The sequence below is a fragment of the Hyphomicrobium sp. genome (assembly GCF_003987855.1).
Lineage (GTDB): Bacteria > Pseudomonadota > Alphaproteobacteria > Rhizobiales > Hyphomicrobiaceae > Hyphomicrobium_B.
Window position 1 is genome coordinate 62,292 of record NZ_RXIZ01000014.1, and the last position, 17,953, is coordinate 80,244.

General features: G+C 56.3%; 17 protein-coding genes. 9 read left to right on the plus strand and 8 right to left on the minus strand.

From position 1 onward, the window contains the following. Nucleotides 1-133: 133 nt before the first annotated feature. The 3 genes from EKK30_RS12430 to EKK30_RS12440 are packed head-to-tail and all read right to left on the minus strand — an operon-like array spanning nucleotide 134 to nucleotide 3,288. Nucleotides 134-1,306, minus strand: coding sequence for a hypothetical protein (locus tag EKK30_RS12430; protein ID WP_290985478.1), 1,173 nt, complete (start codon nucleotides 1,304-1,306; stop codon nucleotides 134-136). Between the two features lie 15 nt (nucleotides 1,307-1,321). Next, on the minus strand, nucleotides 1,322-2,326 hold the full coding sequence (locus EKK30_RS18155) for an alanine racemase (RefSeq protein WP_366927336.1): 1,005 nt from the start codon (nucleotides 2,324-2,326) through the stop codon (nucleotides 1,322-1,324). Then, entirely contained in the window at nucleotides 2,323-3,288 is a 966-nt protein-coding gene (locus tag EKK30_RS12440) for a polysaccharide pyruvyl transferase family protein (RefSeq protein WP_290985482.1), read from the minus strand. The genes EKK30_RS18155 and EKK30_RS12440 overlap by 4 nt, the downstream gene beginning before the upstream one ends. A 225-nt stretch (nucleotides 3,289-3,513) precedes the next feature. On the opposite strand from EKK30_RS12440, the gene EKK30_RS12445 reads away from it, so the two are divergent. The 6 genes from EKK30_RS12445 (at nucleotide 3,514) to EKK30_RS12470 (ending at nucleotide 10,121) form a co-directional block, all read left to right on the plus strand. Continuing rightward, nucleotides 3,514-4,296, plus strand: coding sequence for a glycosyltransferase family 25 protein (locus tag EKK30_RS12445; protein WP_290985485.1), 783 nt, complete (start codon nucleotides 3,514-3,516; stop codon nucleotides 4,294-4,296). Nucleotides 4,297-4,381: 85 nt separating this feature from the next. After that, nucleotides 4,382-4,537: a hypothetical protein gene (locus tag EKK30_RS12450; RefSeq protein WP_290985487.1), complete on the plus strand. Its 156-nt coding sequence runs from the start codon at nucleotides 4,382-4,384 to the stop codon at nucleotides 4,535-4,537. 386 nt (nucleotides 4,538-4,923) lie between these two features. Further along, entirely contained in the window at nucleotides 4,924-5,928 is a 1,005-nt protein-coding gene (locus EKK30_RS12455) for a sulfate ABC transporter substrate-binding protein (protein WP_290985489.1), read from the plus strand. Nucleotides 5,929-6,294: 366 nt separating this feature from the next. Next, complete coding sequence (gene epsC / locus EKK30_RS18160) at nucleotides 6,295-6,903, plus strand: serine O-acetyltransferase EpsC (protein WP_366927337.1); 609 nt, start codon at nucleotides 6,295-6,297, stop codon at nucleotides 6,901-6,903. Nucleotides 6,904-6,997: 94 nt separating this feature from the next. Then, on the plus strand, nucleotides 6,998-7,909 hold the full coding sequence (locus tag EKK30_RS12465; protein WP_290985492.1) for a family 2A encapsulin nanocompartment shell protein: 912 nt from the start codon (nucleotides 6,998-7,000) through the stop codon (nucleotides 7,907-7,909). Then, nucleotides 7,896-10,121, plus strand: coding sequence for a family 2A encapsulin nanocompartment cargo protein cysteine desulfurase (locus tag EKK30_RS12470; RefSeq protein ID WP_290985495.1), 2,226 nt, complete (start codon nucleotides 7,896-7,898; stop codon nucleotides 10,119-10,121). The genes EKK30_RS12465 and EKK30_RS12470 overlap by 14 nt, the downstream gene beginning before the upstream one ends. 129 nt (nucleotides 10,122-10,250) lie before the next feature. On the opposite strand, the gene EKK30_RS12475 is transcribed toward EKK30_RS12470, so the two are convergent. The 3 genes from EKK30_RS12475 to EKK30_RS12485 all read right to left on the minus strand — a co-directional run bounded on the left by EKK30_RS12475 (nucleotide 10,251) and on the right by EKK30_RS12485 (nucleotide 11,400). After that, nucleotides 10,251-10,478, minus strand: coding sequence for a hypothetical protein (locus tag EKK30_RS12475; protein WP_290985498.1), 228 nt, complete (start codon nucleotides 10,476-10,478; stop codon nucleotides 10,251-10,253). A 75-nt stretch (nucleotides 10,479-10,553) separates the two neighbouring features. Beyond that, the gene (locus tag EKK30_RS12480) at nucleotides 10,554-11,096 is read right to left on the minus strand and encodes a DUF892 family protein (RefSeq protein WP_290985500.1); all 543 of its coding nucleotides are present in this window, start codon (nucleotides 11,094-11,096) and stop codon (nucleotides 10,554-10,556) included. Between the two features lie 82 nt (nucleotides 11,097-11,178). Next, on the minus strand, nucleotides 11,179-11,400 hold the full coding sequence (locus EKK30_RS12485; RefSeq protein ID WP_290985503.1) for a hypothetical protein: 222 nt from the start codon (nucleotides 11,398-11,400) through the stop codon (nucleotides 11,179-11,181). Between the two features lie 911 nt (nucleotides 11,401-12,311). On the opposite strand from EKK30_RS12485, the gene EKK30_RS12490 reads away from it, so the two are divergent. After that, nucleotides 12,312-12,548, plus strand: coding sequence for a hypothetical protein (locus EKK30_RS12490; RefSeq protein ID WP_290985506.1), 237 nt, complete (start codon nucleotides 12,312-12,314; stop codon nucleotides 12,546-12,548). 23 nt (nucleotides 12,549-12,571) lie between these two features. Here EKK30_RS12490 and EKK30_RS12495 read toward each other — a convergent pair whose 3' ends face one another. After that, nucleotides 12,572-14,749, minus strand: coding sequence for an amylo-alpha-1,6-glucosidase (locus tag EKK30_RS12495; RefSeq protein ID WP_290985509.1), 2,178 nt, complete (start codon nucleotides 14,747-14,749; stop codon nucleotides 12,572-12,574). A gap of 73 nt (nucleotides 14,750-14,822) precedes the next feature. Further along, on the minus strand, nucleotides 14,823-15,911 hold the full coding sequence (locus tag EKK30_RS12500; RefSeq protein ID WP_290985512.1) for a glycosyltransferase family 4 protein: 1,089 nt from the start codon (nucleotides 15,909-15,911) through the stop codon (nucleotides 14,823-14,825). 217 nt (nucleotides 15,912-16,128) lie between these two features. On the opposite strand from EKK30_RS12500, the gene EKK30_RS12505 reads away from it, so the two are divergent. Both EKK30_RS12505 and EKK30_RS12510 read left to right on the plus strand, forming a co-directional pair. Continuing rightward, nucleotides 16,129-16,632, plus strand: a complete 504-nt coding sequence (locus tag EKK30_RS12505) for a PRC-barrel domain-containing protein (RefSeq protein WP_290985514.1) — start codon at nucleotides 16,129-16,131, stop codon at nucleotides 16,630-16,632. A gap of 32 nt (nucleotides 16,633-16,664) precedes the next feature. Then, entirely contained in the window at nucleotides 16,665-17,897 is a 1,233-nt protein-coding gene (locus tag EKK30_RS12510) for an MFS transporter (protein WP_290985516.1), read from the plus strand. Nucleotides 17,898-17,953: the final 56 nt, after the last annotated feature.

Consider the following 17,953-nt stretch of genomic DNA (forward strand, 5'->3'; position numbering starts at 1 on the left):
TGGCTGCTTCTGGCTTGAGCCAACGCAGTCGTTAGGTTCGCGTACAATCAATCCTACTCCCCCAACCACGCTAAGCTATATGCGCCGCATTTGAGCGCGTAGTGCTCCGAAGATCCTTCGTCCTCGGCAACGCTCAATCCGTGGTCCGAGCGAACGACGACCAGAGGGCCGATTTCAAAACAGCGGTTGAGAATTTCCGATTTTTCTGCGGCGGTTGCTCCAGCCCGAGCCGACGCATTACCGCGGCAACGATCTCAGCGTTTGCAGTCGGCTCCTTTTCCATCTTCACTAGAATAAGTTCCAGAAACTGCCTTTGCCAACGGGTCTTGAGAGGCATTTCACTGATCAAGCGCGTTGTGAGTGGCTGCGGGAAGGGCCATGGCTGCGGAACACCCGCTGCGACGAAATTAAGTTTGGTCAAAATGCACTTTGGACAGACGCCGCAATTCTCACCTGTCCTCGGCCCAGCCCAACAGACGTGAAGGTGAGGAATAAGGGAGCGATACTGCCCAATGTAGCTGGCTCGTTCGATACGATCGAAAGCGCCACCGTCCGATTCAATCTTCAGCTTAGAAGAAGAAAAGAAGCGGTCGCTCCAAAAGCTATTTCCCCAAACTGGAAAACAGTTCTGATAGCTTTCCTCAGTTGCGATCAATGCAATATCGTGACGATGCGAGAATTGATGCAAGACAGAAGCCAAGCCAGCGCCGAACGTCATTTCCCAGTTTGTTACTAGGCTTCGCCAGTTGGTCTTAACGGTGACGAGATCAACTCCGAGATCCCTGCATATCGCGGTCCCGTGTCGAGCCATTGTTTCGAACCCGTCTGCAGCATCGAGCGGCATATCAAATCCATGAACCATGACCGCAGTTGCAACGTCTCGAATAGCTCTCCCAGCCTCCTTGTGGGCATGACGGCTTAGCGTGAAGGTACTGTCGATGCCCGCCGAAAACGCGACCAGGGCGCGCTTTGTCTCCTGACCGACGTTCGCGCGGGAAGACTCAGAGTCCGACGTGATTTGAATTTTCTTCTTGTAAATGTCGGGTCGCCAGGAATGCCAAACCTCCTGATAGTGATCGAGACCGTCAAGAAGTGTTGAATCCAATTCGAACTCTGCGTGCAAATCCACCATTTGATACATCGCGATCGGCAGCATCGCGATCAGAGCAAAATCTCCACCATCGAAAGCTGGAGGACTCGCGCCGTCACGGGGGGTGATCTCAAAAAAGAGTGGGGGAAGCTCTCCATTGGTCAAAACTTCGCGATGGAGCCCATCTTCGGAAATGCGCAGCTTGAGACCCGCCATTTGAGCTCCCCAAATTCATTGGATGTATTGGCGCGTGGCAGTTGAGGACAATGCCGTCAGGACTTCATGATGACCGCAGTTCCAGCTTTGCGCGAGTTCACCGTCCATCACGCCGTCGCCCAGGAGAACAACTCGATCGCCAACGCGATCTCCGACTTGGAGTTCGACAAAGGCGGTCTGCATGCCCACTTCGAGCAAGCGGGATTTTCTACCGTTGACCAAGCAAGGCCCGCGACGGAGACCGTGCGAATAGCCGGCCAGAATTATCCCGTGATGTTCTGCAGTGAAGCCCGAATAACCGGCTGGCCCATTGGATTGACGAACCTCGGCAATTCTCGCAGAAACATTGACTGCGCCCTTATACATAGCCAATCCTGGACGCACGGCGTCAAGAACTGCGCTCGCCTCATTAATCAGTCCGCTGGCCGCCGCGTGGCGGGGAATATCCCATCCGCACGTGATTAACATGAGGTTCTCAACCTGCCTCAGCTCGACGGCATGCGTGAAAACCTCCCGACAATCGCCTGCGGTCAAGGTTTCGCGGCAGTCTTCAGGGGCACACGAAAATCGTTGCATGCCAGTATCGACACAAAGCGCGGGCTGAGCCCGGCGAAGCAGTCGAGCCTGCTGAGGATTGCAGACCGTCGGCGTGATGCGATGAGCGATGTAGTCTCTCGGGTCATTGCTTTCTGGTGGGCCCAGCGCGAGCACACGTCTGTTTGTGCATTGAGCTAAGTTGACCGAAACCGCTTCCGAAGCACTAAAAACGCAAAAACCATCGGCGAGATCCGCTACGGCCTCGCTGATCCTTCTTATTCCCAAGCCGTAGGCGTCCGCCTTTACGACTGGCAAAATGGGGACGCCGACTGCCTTCCTGATGGCCTCGACGTTACGTCGAACAATTTGAAGGTCGACTTGCGCCAACAAGTGCGGATTTCGAGTCCGGCATTCGTCAGCCGAAAATCCAGGTAATCGAGCTGGAATGGAATATTTTTGTCGGCTGCCCTGTATCCCCATCATTGCAAGGCGCCACTCAACCAACGATCTCTGAAGCGTTGCGTATGGCGCGCCGCTTTCGTGATTAATGACAACTTAGCGGCTGGAATGTCGGGCACTTCTGCTTTGCCGGATTTCGAGAACGAAATCCAATCGAACCGGCGCAGGCTATGAGCGAAAATCTCCCTGTTTTTATTGTAGCTGTTGTCGACCAGCTCGCAATCGATGTGGAGGAGCGCGCAAGCGATCGCAACGTGTAGACGGTCAGTGACGACACGCTTGGCGACGGAAATCGCTTTAAGGAAGCACCAACCCGCGAGTCTCGAGGTTTCGGCGTCCGTGACGCATCCAAATGCTCTTGAAACATCCAGGTCTGTTTGGATGCGAGATGACAATGCCTCGCGATCAGTCCGCATAAATCGCACGACAGGCATTCTCGATATCTTATCGAGGCTCGTGCGATGCAGTGCGAGCCTTTCCGTCAGCATCGCCGGTCCTAACCTGTTGCAGGACTGGTCGCTCATGAACTGGTTGACGTCACAGTGGAACGCCATGTCGTGTGCCAACCGGCAATCCAGACTCGGATTCGATTCGCGGACATGCTGAAAGGATCTGAGATCGCGGCACCAGATCGTCGCGCGGTGATCGAGTGATTGAAGCAGGTCGACGTTCGCCCTTATCGTATGCGGCAATAGAATGACGCGGTCGGCTTCTCGTCGGCACGCTTCGATGGCCTCTCGCATACCGCGGTACGCGCCGACCAAGTTTCCGCCGCCACCCAAAAATACGATGCGGTTCCGAAAATCCGCACCTTTGTCCGCCACCTCGACTTCAATAGAGGCTCTTGCGAGGGCGTCCATCGTGGAAGCAAAGATCAAACAATCGCCAGCATTGCCCTCGTTAGGGACGAAGACCGCTTTGGCTCCCGCGAACTGCGCGAGGAAGTCTTCGATTTGATTTCGCATCGCGACCGTCCAAGTCTGCATTCTCGATTCCACCCGGCTTGCTGTCCGAACGGGCGACAATAGTCCGCAGCCGGAAATATTCGCCAGGACCACAGCTAGAGAAAATGTGGACAAAGGGCCGTCACGCCGTGAGCGTCAGCGCTCGGCTTGGAATAAGAACGTTTATAACTGAACGGCTCCGTAGCGAATCATGCATTCGGGTGACACGTATTCTCGGCACCAGCGCAAGAAAGCGATGTGCCATTCATGTCAAATTTTTCGACACCCACCTTCTACATCAATTTGGACAGGGACGTCTCTCGGCGAACTCGCTTAGAAGAGGAACTCGCGAGCGTGTGCCTTCACGCCGAGCGTATTTCCGCCGTTGATGGGTGCGCGGTTCCAGACTGGCTGGAATCTTTCTATGATCATCGCATGAGCGCCGGCGAAACCGGCTGTTCAGCGAGCCATCTCGTTATTTATCGCATGATCGTCGAAAGAGGTCTGCCGTACGCGCTGATCCTGGAAGACGATGCGCGGCTCGAACCGGATTGCCTTCGCGCGATTCAGGCGGCACTGAAGATGGTGCCACGCGATTGGGATATCATTCGTCTGATCGAGACGTCATCGCGTGCGCTCCAGCGACTGGTGGATCTCGGTCAGGGCAAATCCTTGGTCCGCTACCTCAGAATTCCAAGAAGCACGACGGGTCTCGTGGTTAGTCAGTCCGGTGCGCGCAAACTCCTGACGCCTCGGCTGATCAAAGAACCTATCGACGTCGAGATTCGTTGGCCATGGCAGCTAGACCTGAATGTGTACGGGATTGACCCACCGCCTGTGACCCAAGCAAGTGGGATCGAAGTCGAAACAACGATCCAGGCAAGAAGCCGTCCGAAAAAGAACAACCAACTTCAGCGAATGTTTTTCAACATTCGGAAAATGGGACTTGGCCCCTACCTCTCGTGCTGTCTTGGGCTTGAAGCGATACATTCCGACGATATTGCTGTGGCGAACACAGTGATGATTTCCTCCGAGGTGCAGAAAGCATAGCGCCTCGGAGGAAACGCTGAGGCTCTTAGAACCGGGCGCGCACGTCGACGCCGCTGTGGATCGATGCGTCTCCTTGGAAACTGATATGGCGGAGGCGTTAGGACTGCCGAGCCCCTCGACGAAGGCCCAAGTGGCCGAATTTGATCGTCTCTATTGGGAGATGTGGCCAGCGCTGCAAGCCCTGGTCGAACATGTGCCGCTGCGGCCTGCAGCGACGACGTCCGCAGCTTCGACTCGCTAAGCTGCCCCGCAGCATTTTTTTCCGCAACAGATCGGGGTCGCAATCTGTGACCGCAGCAGGGAAATCACCCCTGACCTCCAACGACTTTCATTTAGTGGCGGCGAACCCCTGAAGCAGAACGAAGGGCAAATCTTGGCGCTCGCCGACTCGGGGGCTCGAATTGCAGGCCTACCTCTGGGTTGTCGCGGTGTGCCGCTGTCGTCCGTCCGGCATTTTGGCAAATCATCTGCGTTGGCAGAGTCCAGAATGCAAAATTCTACTTTACTTATGAATGATCCTGCTGAGCCCGCCGCGATGACCTACTAAGCTTCTGATTTTTTATTCGTTTGCATCCGAGCTGAGCTTTGGAACAACGAGCAGCGGAACGCAAAAGCGGGGAGACCTCAATGAGTAGCCGACGGATTGCCAGCCGACTGGGACTTTCGCTCGTCCTTCTTTCCGCGACCCCATTGGTGGCTTTTGCCGACACGACCATTCTCAACGCCTCCTATGACGTGTCCCGCGAGCTTTACAAAGATATAGACCCCGCATTCGCGGCCGCTTGGAAAAAGAAGAGCGGTGAAGATGTAAGCGTAAAGCAATCGCACGGCGGCTCCACAAAGCAAGCGCAGGCAGTGGCCGAAGGCCTTGAAGCGGATGTCGTGACGCTCAATCAACCTACGGATCTCGACTTCCTGGCAAAGAAAGGCGTTGTCGCCGCCGATTGGCGCAATCAATTTCCAAACGGCGCCGCGCCGTACACCACGACAAGTGTTTTCCTTGTGAGAAAAGGTAATCCGAAAGGCATCAAAGATTGGGATGACTTGATCAAATCGGGTGTTTCGGTCGTCATCCCGAATCCGAAGACATCAGGGAACGGGCGCTACACATATCTAGCAGCCTGGGGCTATGCCAAAGAGAAATTCGGCTCTGATGATAAAGCCCGCGACTTTGTCGCCAAACTCTTTGCAAACGTTCCCGTGTTCGATGGAGGCGGCCGCGGAGCGACGACAACCTTTACTCAGCGTGGCGTCGGCGACGCACTGGTTTCATTCGAAAATGAAGCCGAGCTTATCAAGGCAGAGGTCGACGGGCAGAACTTCGACATCGTCTATCCGTCTTTGAGCGTCGAAGCTGCGCCACCGGTCGCCGTCGTTCAGCGCGTGGTCGAGAAACGTAAAACCCAGGCACTCGCGAAGGCTTATCTCGATTTCCTTTATTCCGACGAGGCACAGACGCTTATCGCCAAGCATCATTATCGCCCTCAAAACTCGTCGATTCTCAAAGAAGCTAAGCTGCCGGAAGTTCACACTTTCAAAGTGGAGGACAAGATCGGCCCGTGGGAAACGGTTCAGAAAACCCACTTTGCAGATGGCGGCGTCTACGACCAGATCACCGCTAAGCAGAACTGATCGCTTATGCCGAACGATATGATCGCAAAGCTCGATATCGAGTCTGCTTCGGAACCACAAAGCATTCAGCCATGGGATATCGAGGCAATCGTGGAAAGATTGCGCGATGCCCGCCGGCGAAGCCTTCGAGTAACATCGGCAGCAAATCGCAGGACTCCCATACCTTCGCCTGAACTACTGCAGCAGGTTGTCAACAGACTGTATGCCTCACTCTTTCCAAGGCATGCGGGGGCGATCGACCACAGCGAAGAAGGGTTGTCCTTTTTTGTCGGGAGCACCCTCAACGAAGCTCTGCTTCTATTGGTCGAGCAAATCAGACGCGAGCAAGGATTCGTCGATCCATCCCGTCCGGATCATGAGAAAACGTTGAATCGGGCCGAGCAGATTGTCGCTGAATTTGCGAAGCAGCTTCCACAGATCTACGAGCTCTTAGAGACGGATATCCGCGCGGCGTACGACGGCGACCCGTCTGCGAAAAGCACTGAAGAGGTGTTGCTCAGCTTCCCAGGCGTAAAAGCAGTTATATACCACCGCATCTCGCACGCTCTTCATTTGCTCGGCGCGCCAGTCGTTGCCCGCATCATTGCCGAGCTCGCGCATTCGCAAACCGGCATCGATATTCATCCCGGCGCGGAAATTGGCGGAAGCTTTTTCATCGATCACGGCACAGGCGTGGTCATCGGTGAGACCGCAATCATCGGCGAGCGTGTTCGCATCTATCAAGCTGTGACACTCGGTGCGAGGCGCTTCAACGTGGATGAGCAGGGCGCTCTCGTGAAAGGCGAGCCGCGCCACCCAATCGTTGAAGACGACGTCGTTATCTACGCGGGCGCGACAATTCTCGGGCGCATCACCATTGGGCGCGGATCCTCCATCGGCGGAAATGTCTGGCTTACCCGTAGCGTCCCACCGGCAAGCACGATCGTGCAGGCGCAAGCCCGGAGTGAGACATTCGACCACGGCGCTGGTATTTAGTTCCAATATAACGACGTTGACTGACTTATTCGTTTTGCGAATAAGCATATACGCAGAATTTGCATTCTCCAATAAAGCAGACGGTAGGTAGGCTATGGCAGACGAAGTTCAGACGGCTTTGGGCGATATCGCCGCTCGGCAATTGGCCAATGCGACGAAGACAGTTCCTCAAATGGCGACCATCACACCGCGATGGCTCGTGCATTTTCTGAGCTGGGTTCCTGTCGAAGCCGGCATCTACCGCGTGAACAAAGTCAAAGATGCCGACAGCGTCGAGGTAGCGTGTTCACTGCGCGACGAACGTATCTTGCCGCAGACCTTCGTCGACTATGTCGACAACCCTCGCGAATATCTCTTGAGTGCCGTCCAAACGGTTCTTGATATCCACACGCGGGTCTCGGACCTCTACAGTGTCCCGCACAATCAGATCAAAGAACAGCTACGTCTCACGATCGAAACTGTGAAAGAGCGGCAGGAGAGCGAGCTGCTCAACAATAAGGAATATGGGATTATCCCGAACACGGCGTCCTCCCAGAAGGTCAAGACGCGCGCCGGAGCTCCGACCCCGGACGACCTCGACGAGCTCATCGCACGCGTGTGGAAGGAACCCGCATTCTTTCTTGCTCATCCGCTCGCAATCGCAGCTTTCGGCCGCGAGTGTACGCGCCGCGGCGTTCCTCCGCCAACCGTCACGCTCTTTGGATCACCATTTCTCACCTGGCGGGGAATTCCTATAGTTCCGTCCGACAAGCTCGAGGTCAAAGGCGGGAAAACAAATATTCTCCTGATCAGGACGGGTGAAGCAAAGCAGGGGGTCGTCGGCTTATTCCAACCGGGTCTGCCGGGTGAATTGTCGCGCGGTCTATCTGTCCGCTTCATGGGTATCAATGATCAGGCGATCGCGTCCTATCTCGTCTCTCTGTACTGCTCGCTCGCCATTCTCACGGATGACGCCGTCGGTGTTCTCGAGAACGTGGATGTGACCAAGTACCATGTCTACAGCTGATATCGGACGAAGCTCGGGGATCGACGCTCTCGCGGCAGCAGCGCTTGGACAGGAGCCTAGCGCTCGCCTTCCATCGGGCTTGCCAGATCCACTGACCTTGACGAAGCTCGCAAACGAGCTGTTTGCGGCGTTGCCCGGACGATCGGTGCCGCTGCCTGGCGGCCCCTCGCAAAGCGGATTGGGAGCCTCCCCGACGGACGTCGCAGGTAGCGCGGCTCCGCACCTGGCGGCGGCTGTCTCGCCTGCGTCGCCGGTGGGTAGTTCTTCGGGTATCGGGCTGCCTAACCCGTCGGCTATGAGTTCGACCTCACCCGACCAGAGCGTAGCGATCGGATTGGCTGGAGGCGGTGTTCCTTCGCTTCCCTCAGGAGGTCTTCCAGGACCTTCTCTGCCCGGTCTCGGCGTCTCTCCCTACATTGACGGGGGGAATGTCTCACAATCGGTCCTACCAATCTCTCAAGAGAGTCCTGGACTCGCGTCTCCTACGACGCAGAAAAATCTCAATCCCGCGCAGGACGGCTCCTTTATTGATCTAAAAATTCTCGGTGATTTGGTCGGAACCCCAGCCGGTTCGCTTCCATCGAGCGTTGATGCGGGACCTTCGCTCTCCGGGCATGGCGCGTCTCGGGGAATTCCATCACGCGCTGAAGACTCACTGTCTATCAGCTCGCTGCCTGGCGTCGATCGCTCTTCACCACCCGAGCCCCCCGCTGCCACCCCTCCGCCTCAGATCCTCAATGACCACAACGGCATCGAATCGCCGCCGTCGGGGGGTTCGGTTCGCAACATTGATCTTCTCGGAATCCCGTTCGAGACCGAACTCAAATCATTGCTCGCACCTTTGGCCGCCGAGCCTTTTAGCGTGCTTGTGGGAGAAGCTGGGTCGAATTTCTACTTCTTAAATTCTGCCTCGCCTGCGTTCGACGCGCCTCCAGAAAGGGCCACCGTCGGACAGGCTGTTCAGCCTACCGGCAGCGCTCGCGGGTTCGACGTCGGAGCCGTCCGCCGGGATTTTCCCATTTTGAACGAGACGGTCAACGGTCGGCCGTTAATCTGGTTCGACAATGCGGCAACCACCCAGAAGCCACGAACAGTAATCGAGCGGCTCAAATACTTCTACGAACACGAGAACTCGAATATTCATCGCGCGGCTCATGAACTGGCAGCAAGAGCGACCGATGCATATGAAGGCGCTCGCAACAAGGTCGCGCGTTTCCTCAACGCTGGCTCGGCGGAAGAAATTATTTTCACCCGCGGCGCGACGGAAGCCATAAATCTCGTTGCCGCAACTTTCGGTCGCCAACACATCGGAGCTGGCGACGAGATCGTCGTCACGCATCTGGAGCACCATGCGAACATCGTGCCCTGGCAGCAGCTTTGCCTTGAGAAGGGTGCCAAGCTGCGCGTCGCTCCGGTCGACGACTGTGGCGCTCTACTTTTAGATGAGTTCGGCAAGCTCCTGAACGCTCGGACCAAGCTGGTCGCGTTTACACAGGTGTCGAATGCGCTTGGCACCATTACTCCTGCCAAAACCATTGTCGACATGGCGCATCGGGTCGGCGCGCGCGTGCTTGTCGATGGTGCGCAATCCGTCTCGCATATGAAGGTTGACGTACAGGATCTGGACGCGGATTTCTTCGTGTTCTCCGGCCATAAGTTGTTTGCGCCGACCGGCATTGGTGCTGTCTATGGCAAGAAGGATCTGATGGATACGCTGCCGCCATACCAAAGCGGCGGCAACATGATCCGTGACGTGACGTTCGAAAGAACCGAATTTCACAAATCGCCGCAACGCTTCGAAGCGGGTACCGGAAACATCGCTGATGCGGTTGGCCTCGGCGCAGCGATCGACTACGTAGAGCGCATCGGCCTTCACAACATCGCCGCGTACGAGCATCAACTCCTCGTGTACGCGACGGAGAGATTGAATCAGATCCCTGGCCTACGGATCATCGGCACTGCTCCGGAGAAGGCGAGCGTCATTTCACTGACGTTGAAGGGAATCCCGAGTGAAGAGATCGGCGCTCGCCTCAATAAGTACGGGATTGCCGTACGTTCAGGGCACCATTGCGCGCAGCCGATTCTTCGCCGTTTTGGGCAGGAAACGACGGTACGTCCGTCATTCGCATTCTATAATACCTGCGAAGAGATTGACGTGCTGGTCGCGGCGCTAAAGGACATTCAGGCGGAAAGAACGATACCCCGGCTCTAGCTTTCTCTGCCGGCTGCCTGTGCTCCTTCGGCCGTGCAAGCAGGTAAAATAGAATTGCAACTAGTTGCGCGCGCTTGCGCACGCGCTCAGCTTAATGAGGATGTAGATCCGACGCCGTGTAGGGATGTATTACGCTTTCCAGATGGCGCCGAGCACAAAACCCACCCCTACCGCCATGAGTAATGTCGCGTAGGGCTGTTCAGCCAAAGACTTGTCGATTGCATCCCGCAAGTTCTCCCCGACGGCTTCGACTTGGCCTGTCGTGCGATCCGCGATGCTTTGCAGAGAGGCAGCTGCCTCATCGATGTTGTTTTTGGCTAACGACGTGGTGTCCTGCACCGGCCCTTTTATATCCATGACGTAAATCCTCGTGATTTCGAGAAGAGACCGGCTAAGCGCGAACCGACGCCAAGCCGGGCTCTGGAAATTTGGCTATCGGCGGCCAGCAGCGCGTTTCTTTGGTTTCATGGCACCTTCGTGCTCTTCGGGCTGGTCGTCTGCTTCTGCGTTGATCTCCGTCTCCGCGAGTTCTGTCAGCGCCTCATCGGTCGCTTTTTCTTCTTCCAGCGTTTCGTCGAGCAGCTCCGCGGCATCATCCATACCGAGCTTCGTTGCCCATGCCTTCAAAGTTCCGTAACGCGAGATCTCATAGTGTTCGACTGCTTGTGCAGCGGCAAGCATGGCAGCATCCCGGACAGTATCCGTTCCGGCTTCCTTCATGAGCCCTTCAGCTTCGGCGATAATGCCCTCGATGGCATCACATTTTTTCCCGCGAGGAGATTTGCCGATAATCTTGAACACTTTTTCGAGGCGGGCGACTTGGTCTTCAGTCTCTCCCTCGTGCTTCTCGAATGCAGCGGCCAGATCTTCAGATCCAGCCTTCTTCGCCATTTTCGGCAAAGCTTTCAGAATTTGCTTTTCGGCATAGTAGATGTCTCGAAGGGTGTCTTCGAAAAGGTCGGCTAGAGTTTCCATGGGTAATCCTCGAATCGGCTTGATATCGGCCGAACGAGTTCAGAACCGCTTTGTTCCGCTAGAAGAATCCGCTTGCAGCCAATTATTGACGCCGGCTCGCCACGTTTTCGAGACGTCTGTCAGCCCGCGCGGACTTGAGAAACAAGTGGCCCACTTGATTATTTTGGTAACTCGATAACCGTCTCTCGCCACGCGCCCAGAGATCGAGCGCCAGGCCATGCGCGATAAGTGCCAGCAGGAGAAATGGGCCAACGATCAGCGCGGGAATGAGGAAGAGGTAGTTAGACAGCGTTAGTTTGCGCATCGAGATCCTCGCGTCATTGCTGCTCCGCAGCATCGTCCGGCCAAAGGAAAGGCGACCACGACTGCGATCTCCAACGCCGGACGTGATCCTGTCGTTCCGAGGCGACGATTGCGGCAGCGCTCGACGAGCCGATTAATCGGAACTTTGACCGCGAGCAGCCGTACTCCTACTGTGCTCCAACCGGGGATCTTCGACATGCGATTTATGACGCTTGCGACTTGTTTTTGCTTCGCTCAGCTCGGGACGGCTTCCGCATTTGCGGGATCCAGTGGATCGACCGGAGCGGGCTCACCTGCCGGCACAGGAGCCACCTCAAGCTCCGATAGCCGCAGCAATCTCAACGCAGATGCACCCGATCCGATGGCGGGTTCAAGCTCCGGGACGAGAGATAATAGCACGGGGAATGAGGGTGATCCCTCTCGACCTCCTGCAACTGGCTACCAATCGGGAACTCGATTACAAGATAAAACCGCGCCAACTGTGAATCACGCGGGGCACGCGGACTTCTGATGGCCGCGGCTTCTACTCACCGGAGGCGGTAGCGACGACGCGGCCACGCTGCGCGATCCTGAGCCCGGTAGACGGCAATTAGCAGGTACGTCAGGCTGAGACCAACGCCACACCCTTAAACTCCACCGAGCCAAGTCCCCGGGGGAGCAGCGCTGCGGTCAAGAACGCCGAAAGCAAGGTGCTTTTCATAAGTCTTGGATCTCGCCTCCTACAGAGCTCGCGGCTGCTTCGCACGCGTATCTCCCCTTCCCCGATGGCATCACCGACGAGGGCGGATCGGCGCCGCATCGAGCCCCGTAAGTTCGCGACGGTTGTCGCTGACCCATTCCACCGATTGACGTTATCGCCAAGGTTGGCTTGTATGCGGCCGTGAATGACTTTCCGGCTGCGATCTAATGGTCATGCGCGCACTTCGAATACTTCAACACGGCGCATTCAGTCCTGCCGACGTCGAGCGGCTTCAATCTGCGTTCGATAAGGCTTGGGCCTCCATCTCGGCTACTATCCCCGAGAGCGAATGGACTGCCGCCAGAGAATCGCTGGCAACGGTCGTCGTGTCCGCGGGCAATGTGTCCAATCTCGACGCGGACGAGCTGGCGCACGTCGCCCTTCGACTCTTCCGCTCGATTAGCGAGTAGTTTCAGCTACACGATTCTAATCGCTAGACGCGAACGAGGCGCGCTTGACCTCGTTCCGCAAGAACGTCGACTGTTACCTCGCCTCGTTTCTCTTTGAGCACGAAGTCGACGGAACCTTCTCCCACTCGGAGATTGGCAACGGAGATTTCCTCCACGTGAGAAGGCAGGCGTGGTGCGCTCAACTTGACCGTACGGCTGGCGGCGTCGATTTCAAGACCAAGGAGCGAACTCAAAATATGGAGCAAAGCGCCGCTCGCCCAGGCTTGAGGTGCGCACGCTACGGGATACAATATCGGCGCCCGGCCGGGGCGACGCCTGAAGCCACAAAAGAGTTCGGGCAAGCGGCCCTGATCCATCTCGATAGCCGCGTCGAAGAGACTATCAAAGATGAGCCCGGCTTTTTCTCCATAGCCATACCGCGCAAAGCCGGCCGCGATCATCGAGTTGTCATGCGGCCAGACCGAACCGTTGTGATAGGACATCGGGTTGTATCGCGCCTCCGACGTCGCAATCGTCCGCACGCCCCAACCGGAGAAGAAATTCGGAGATGTCAGTTGTTCGGCAATCCGCGCGGCGCGATCGGATGATGCGATCCCGGAGCTTAACACATGACCGGCGTTGCTGGACCGTGCGCGAACAGGTTTCTTATTTCCATCCAGCGCCAGAGCATAAAGGCCAAGATCGGAAAGCCAAAACTCCTTCTCGAAACGCTCTCGGAGTGCTTCCGCCTCAGCGTGTAAGCGCCTTGACAAGCTTTCATCGCGAAGCGCGTTTGCCATGCGTGACGCGGCGACTTTCGCTGAGTAGACGTAGCCTTGAACTTCGACGAGCGCCAAGGCGCCTCGGGCCAAGCTGCCGTCGCTGTTGAACACAGCGTCGTCACTATCTTTCCAGCCTTGGTTCGACAGACCACTGTCGGTTTCGCGTGCGTACTCGACGAAACCGTCTTGATCCGGATCGCCAGGTCCATCAATCCAAGCTAAGGCCAGGAGAATGTTCGGCCAGATTTCACGAAGGAATTCCGTGTCTCCACTGATCGCGTGGTATGCGCCAGCCAGGACAATGAATAACGGCGTCGAGTCGACGCTGCCGTAATACAATCCGAACGGGATCTCACGAAGCGTAGCCATTTCTCCACCGCGCATTTCGTGAAGAATTTTACCCGGCTGCGCGTCTGCATCCGAGTCGAAGGCCTTCGCCTGGAAGCGTGCGAGACGGCGCAGGACACCGCGAGCGATCGAAGGCTGAAGCCAAAGAATTTGCATTGCCGTGATCAGGGCGTCTCGCCCGAAAGTCGTCGAATACCAGGGCGTGCCTGCATACGGGTAAGGCCCGTCCGAGGTATGGGTCGTCAGCATCCGGAGGTCGGATACAGCGCGTTGCAAAACAGCCTCAACTTCTGGATTAGAGACGGAGATGGTCGTCTCTCGAACTTGAGAGTGGCGGATTGAGCGATGGGCGTCGCGCAGCCCCTTAACGTACGAACATGTCGCCGCTCGTTCTGCGACCTGAGCCGTCACAGTCAAATAAATTAGCGCCGATTGCTTAGCGGGAATGTTTAAGTGGAACAGCGCTGACGTGTCTTTCAGCGACGCTGGCGCTGGTTCGAAATTGACTGAGGTTTCGCGAACGATGCCGTCCAATCCAGAATAATGGAAGCGCACCGACTGCGGGGTGTCGACAAATCGCTGTGTATTGCCCCGATGTTCGCGTCGCATTCCACGCACTTCGAAGATATCAGCGAAGTCACAATCGAATATCAGCGAGACAGGTAACTTCAGATCCACATTGCCATAGTTCGTGAACACGAGGCGCTGCCGGAGCGCGGCGTTCCGAACAAATGTCGTGCGATAAACGTGCACAACATCCTTATGCAGCCATCGGCTTCCATCTTTGTAGACATCGGTATTCGTCAGATCGCAGCAGAGCTGCAGATCGTTGCCGTCCAAAGTGGCGCCCAACAGGAGGGGTGAGGTCCTGGCGATCAGAAGCTCGAGGCGCGACAGATATCTTGTGTCGTTGCAAAAGAACCCGTCGGATTGATTGCCGAAGGCCCCGACGTCGCCATGCGTGTCGACGATTGCAAAGGCATCGTCGTGCTTCAAAGTCACGTGCGATCGGGGAGAGCTATCAGCGGTCGCATGGATGCGTTCTGCGTCGTGCTCTTCAAAATTCGATTGCTCCGCCGGCGCCCCTACCATCGGCTGCTCCATTCCATTGCAAACACGCACACCGTATAGCCCCACCGAGGCATTGGCCACACGAACGGCGGGCTCAGTTCATGAGGGCCTCAACGGCCGCAGTCGGCTCCTCATTGTTGCGGGGCAGGTGTGAGGATGCAGCAAACGCACGCCCATAGAGGGCCACGTACGCTTTAGCCATCGACGTAGCAGTAAAACGCTCGTCAAACTGACGCCGAACGCGTGCTCGGTCGAGAGCCAGGAGGCGGGGAATAGCGGCGATACCGCCTTCTACGTCATCAACGATAAATCCGGTGACGCCTTCGTCAATGACCTCTCTCACAGATCCGTGGTCAAAAGCCAGAACCGGGGTTCCGCAAGCCATTGCCTCAATCATCACCATTCCGAATGGTTCGGGCCAATCGATCGGAAACAGCAATGCTGAGGCTTCTCCGAGAAACTTGCCTTTCTCGCTGTCTCCGATCTCACCTACGAACTGCACATCATCCCCCTGTAGTAAGGGTTTGATCCGCGCTTCGAAGTATTCGACGTCAACGGCATCAATCTTGGCGGCGATCTTCAACGGGAAGCCGACGGCGCGGGCAATTTCAATCGCCCTGTCCAAGCGCTTCTCCGGCGATATTCTACCGAGAAACGCCAAATATCCCCCGCGAGGTGCAAAGGTTGGACGATGCAAATTTTTTGGCAGACCGTGATATACCGTGCCCGCGAAATTTGCGAATGGGATCGGCTGCCGCTGCGAATTCGAGATCGATACAAGCCCCATTTCCGGGAAGGCTTTATACAGCAGCTGGAGATCGGGAAGATCCTGACGACCATGCAATGTCGTCAGTGTTTTATCGGCGATGGTGCGGAAGATCGGAAAATGAAACTGGTCGATGTGAAAGTGCAGGACATCAAAGTTCGAAGCCATTTTCCGCACTTTATCGAGCATCATCATGTAGTATGGGATTGGATCTCGCACCGCTGGATTTGAGCGGAGTGAGGTCTTGCAGCATGGGATTAATTTAGCGGATGTCTCGGAATCACCGCTGGCAAACAGGGTAACGTCATGGCCCTGCGCGACGAGTTCTTCAGTAAGATATGATACGACGCGTTCGGTACCGCCGTAAAATTTCGGGGGGACGCTTTCGATCAGCGGCGCGATTTGTGCAATTCTCATCCGTTACTCCCAACCCCAAGCTCCGGGAGGCAAAACGCGACCCTAATGAAGTTGTTCCATAAGAATGGGAGCGACGTCCGGAGCCAAGGGAGGAGTTGAGGTTCTCTCATTCATCTCAGCAATGTTGGGGAACCCGATTTACTTTCGTTGGTTGTCTGAGAGGGGCGCCGCGGGCGAAGAAACAGTGAGATCTTGCTAGATGGTCCGAAGATCTGCTGTGGCATTCACTGTTGGACTTTTATTCGCTTTCTCATCGAACGCCTGGCCTGAAGACTCAAAGTCGCCGAGCGGTGAGCTCTCCCCACAAGGTGTCTCCTCCGCATCGTCGCCCTCCGTCGCACCTAAACCTGCGGATCAATCAAAATTCGAAACTCCCGCAACTCTAATCGACGACAAGCATCTCGAAAGCATCCTGGGCAAGGAAGTTCGTACCGGATCTGGCGAGACGTTGGGCAATGTGACGGATGTGCTGGTCGATTCCGACGGAACCGTTCGCGCGGCAATCATCGACTTTGGCGGCTTTCTCGGAGTCGGCGTCCGTAAGATCGCGATCGCTTGGTCCGCGCTCCATTTTGCGCCGATGAAGGCTGGAATTGGGGCGGTTCTCGATATGGATAAAGATCAACTCCGTGTGGCGCCCGAGTTTCGCACGGGGGAACCCATCGTCGTGCTCGGCGCTTCGCCCAAATCAGACACACAGCCATCTCCGCAAGGCCAATGAGGTCCGGCGGGGAGGAAGGTCGGTGAAGGCGGATGCAACGGGAAGCCCCCATTCGCATCACGGCCTCTTCGAGCAAGACCAGCGCTCGCGGTCTTGACTATTTCTCTTTTTTTCTAGCAGACGCGCAGACCGGTTTCGGCCCGTTTCTCACGGTCTATCTTACAAGCGAGAAATGGCCCAACGCCGATATTGGTCTGCTGCTTACAGTGGGCAGTCTGGTCGGGCTGATTGGCCAAATTCCCGCGGGTGCCATCATAGATGCAACGCGACGGGAGCGTTTGATCGCAGCCATCGCGGTCGCCGGAGTCGGACTGAGCGCCCTGGCTATTGCACTCTCCTCTCAGTTTCTATTCACGGTTTTTGCTCAGGTTCTGCACGTTGCGGCAAGCGTCTTCATTGGACCAGCCCTCGCAGCAATCAGTCTTGCTCTCGTCGGTCACTTAAACCTTGGCGCTCGCCTCGGGCGTAACGCTCAGTTTGCGTCGGCTGGAAGCATGTTCGCTACTGTGGTCATGGGCGCTTGCGGATATTTCCTCTCCAACCGTGCCGTCTTCTTCTTAACGGCCGCCATGACCGTTCCTGCCCTCGTCGCAATCCTATTTGTGTCGCCTAATCGCCCCCACATTGGCCACGCCGATTATAAGGGTCAGGCGAATTATTCTCTTAGGCGCGCATTGGTATCGCTGACGACCGATCGCGGATTTCTCATACTTTCTCTCTGCGTATTCTTTTTCCATCTCGCTAACGCCGGCCTAATGCCCTTGGCTGCGAGCCTCATCACGATGCGCTCAGAACAGTGGGCAACCGTTCTGGTCGCGATGTGCCTCATCCTGCCCCAGATCGTGGTTACGCTCGGATCCGGCCGCGTCGGCGCTCTGGCCGATGACCACGGGCGAAGACCTCTCTTGCTTATCGCCTTCGCATCTCTCGGATTGAGAGCGTTCCTGTTCGGTTTTTGCCGCGAACCTTATGGGTTCGTCATTCTGCAAATATTAGACGGCATCGCGGCGGCAATCATCGGCATTATTGTTGCAGTATGTGTCGCCGACCTCACGCAACGATCGAATAATTTCAACGTGGGTCTCGGCGTCACGGGGGCCGCGATGGGGCTCGGAGCTGCGATCAGCACAACCTTGACCGGCGAAATCGCGGACCTCGCCGGATCCTCCATCGCTTTTTTCGCCATGGCAGCCGTTGCCCTCTTTGGCATGACAATCGTTGGAAGATACATGCCCGAGACCCGAAGCACTATCGAAAGCAAATAAGCTTGCGACGAAATGTACATTCCCCGACCCGAACCGTTCGCAAATTCCTTAGTTAC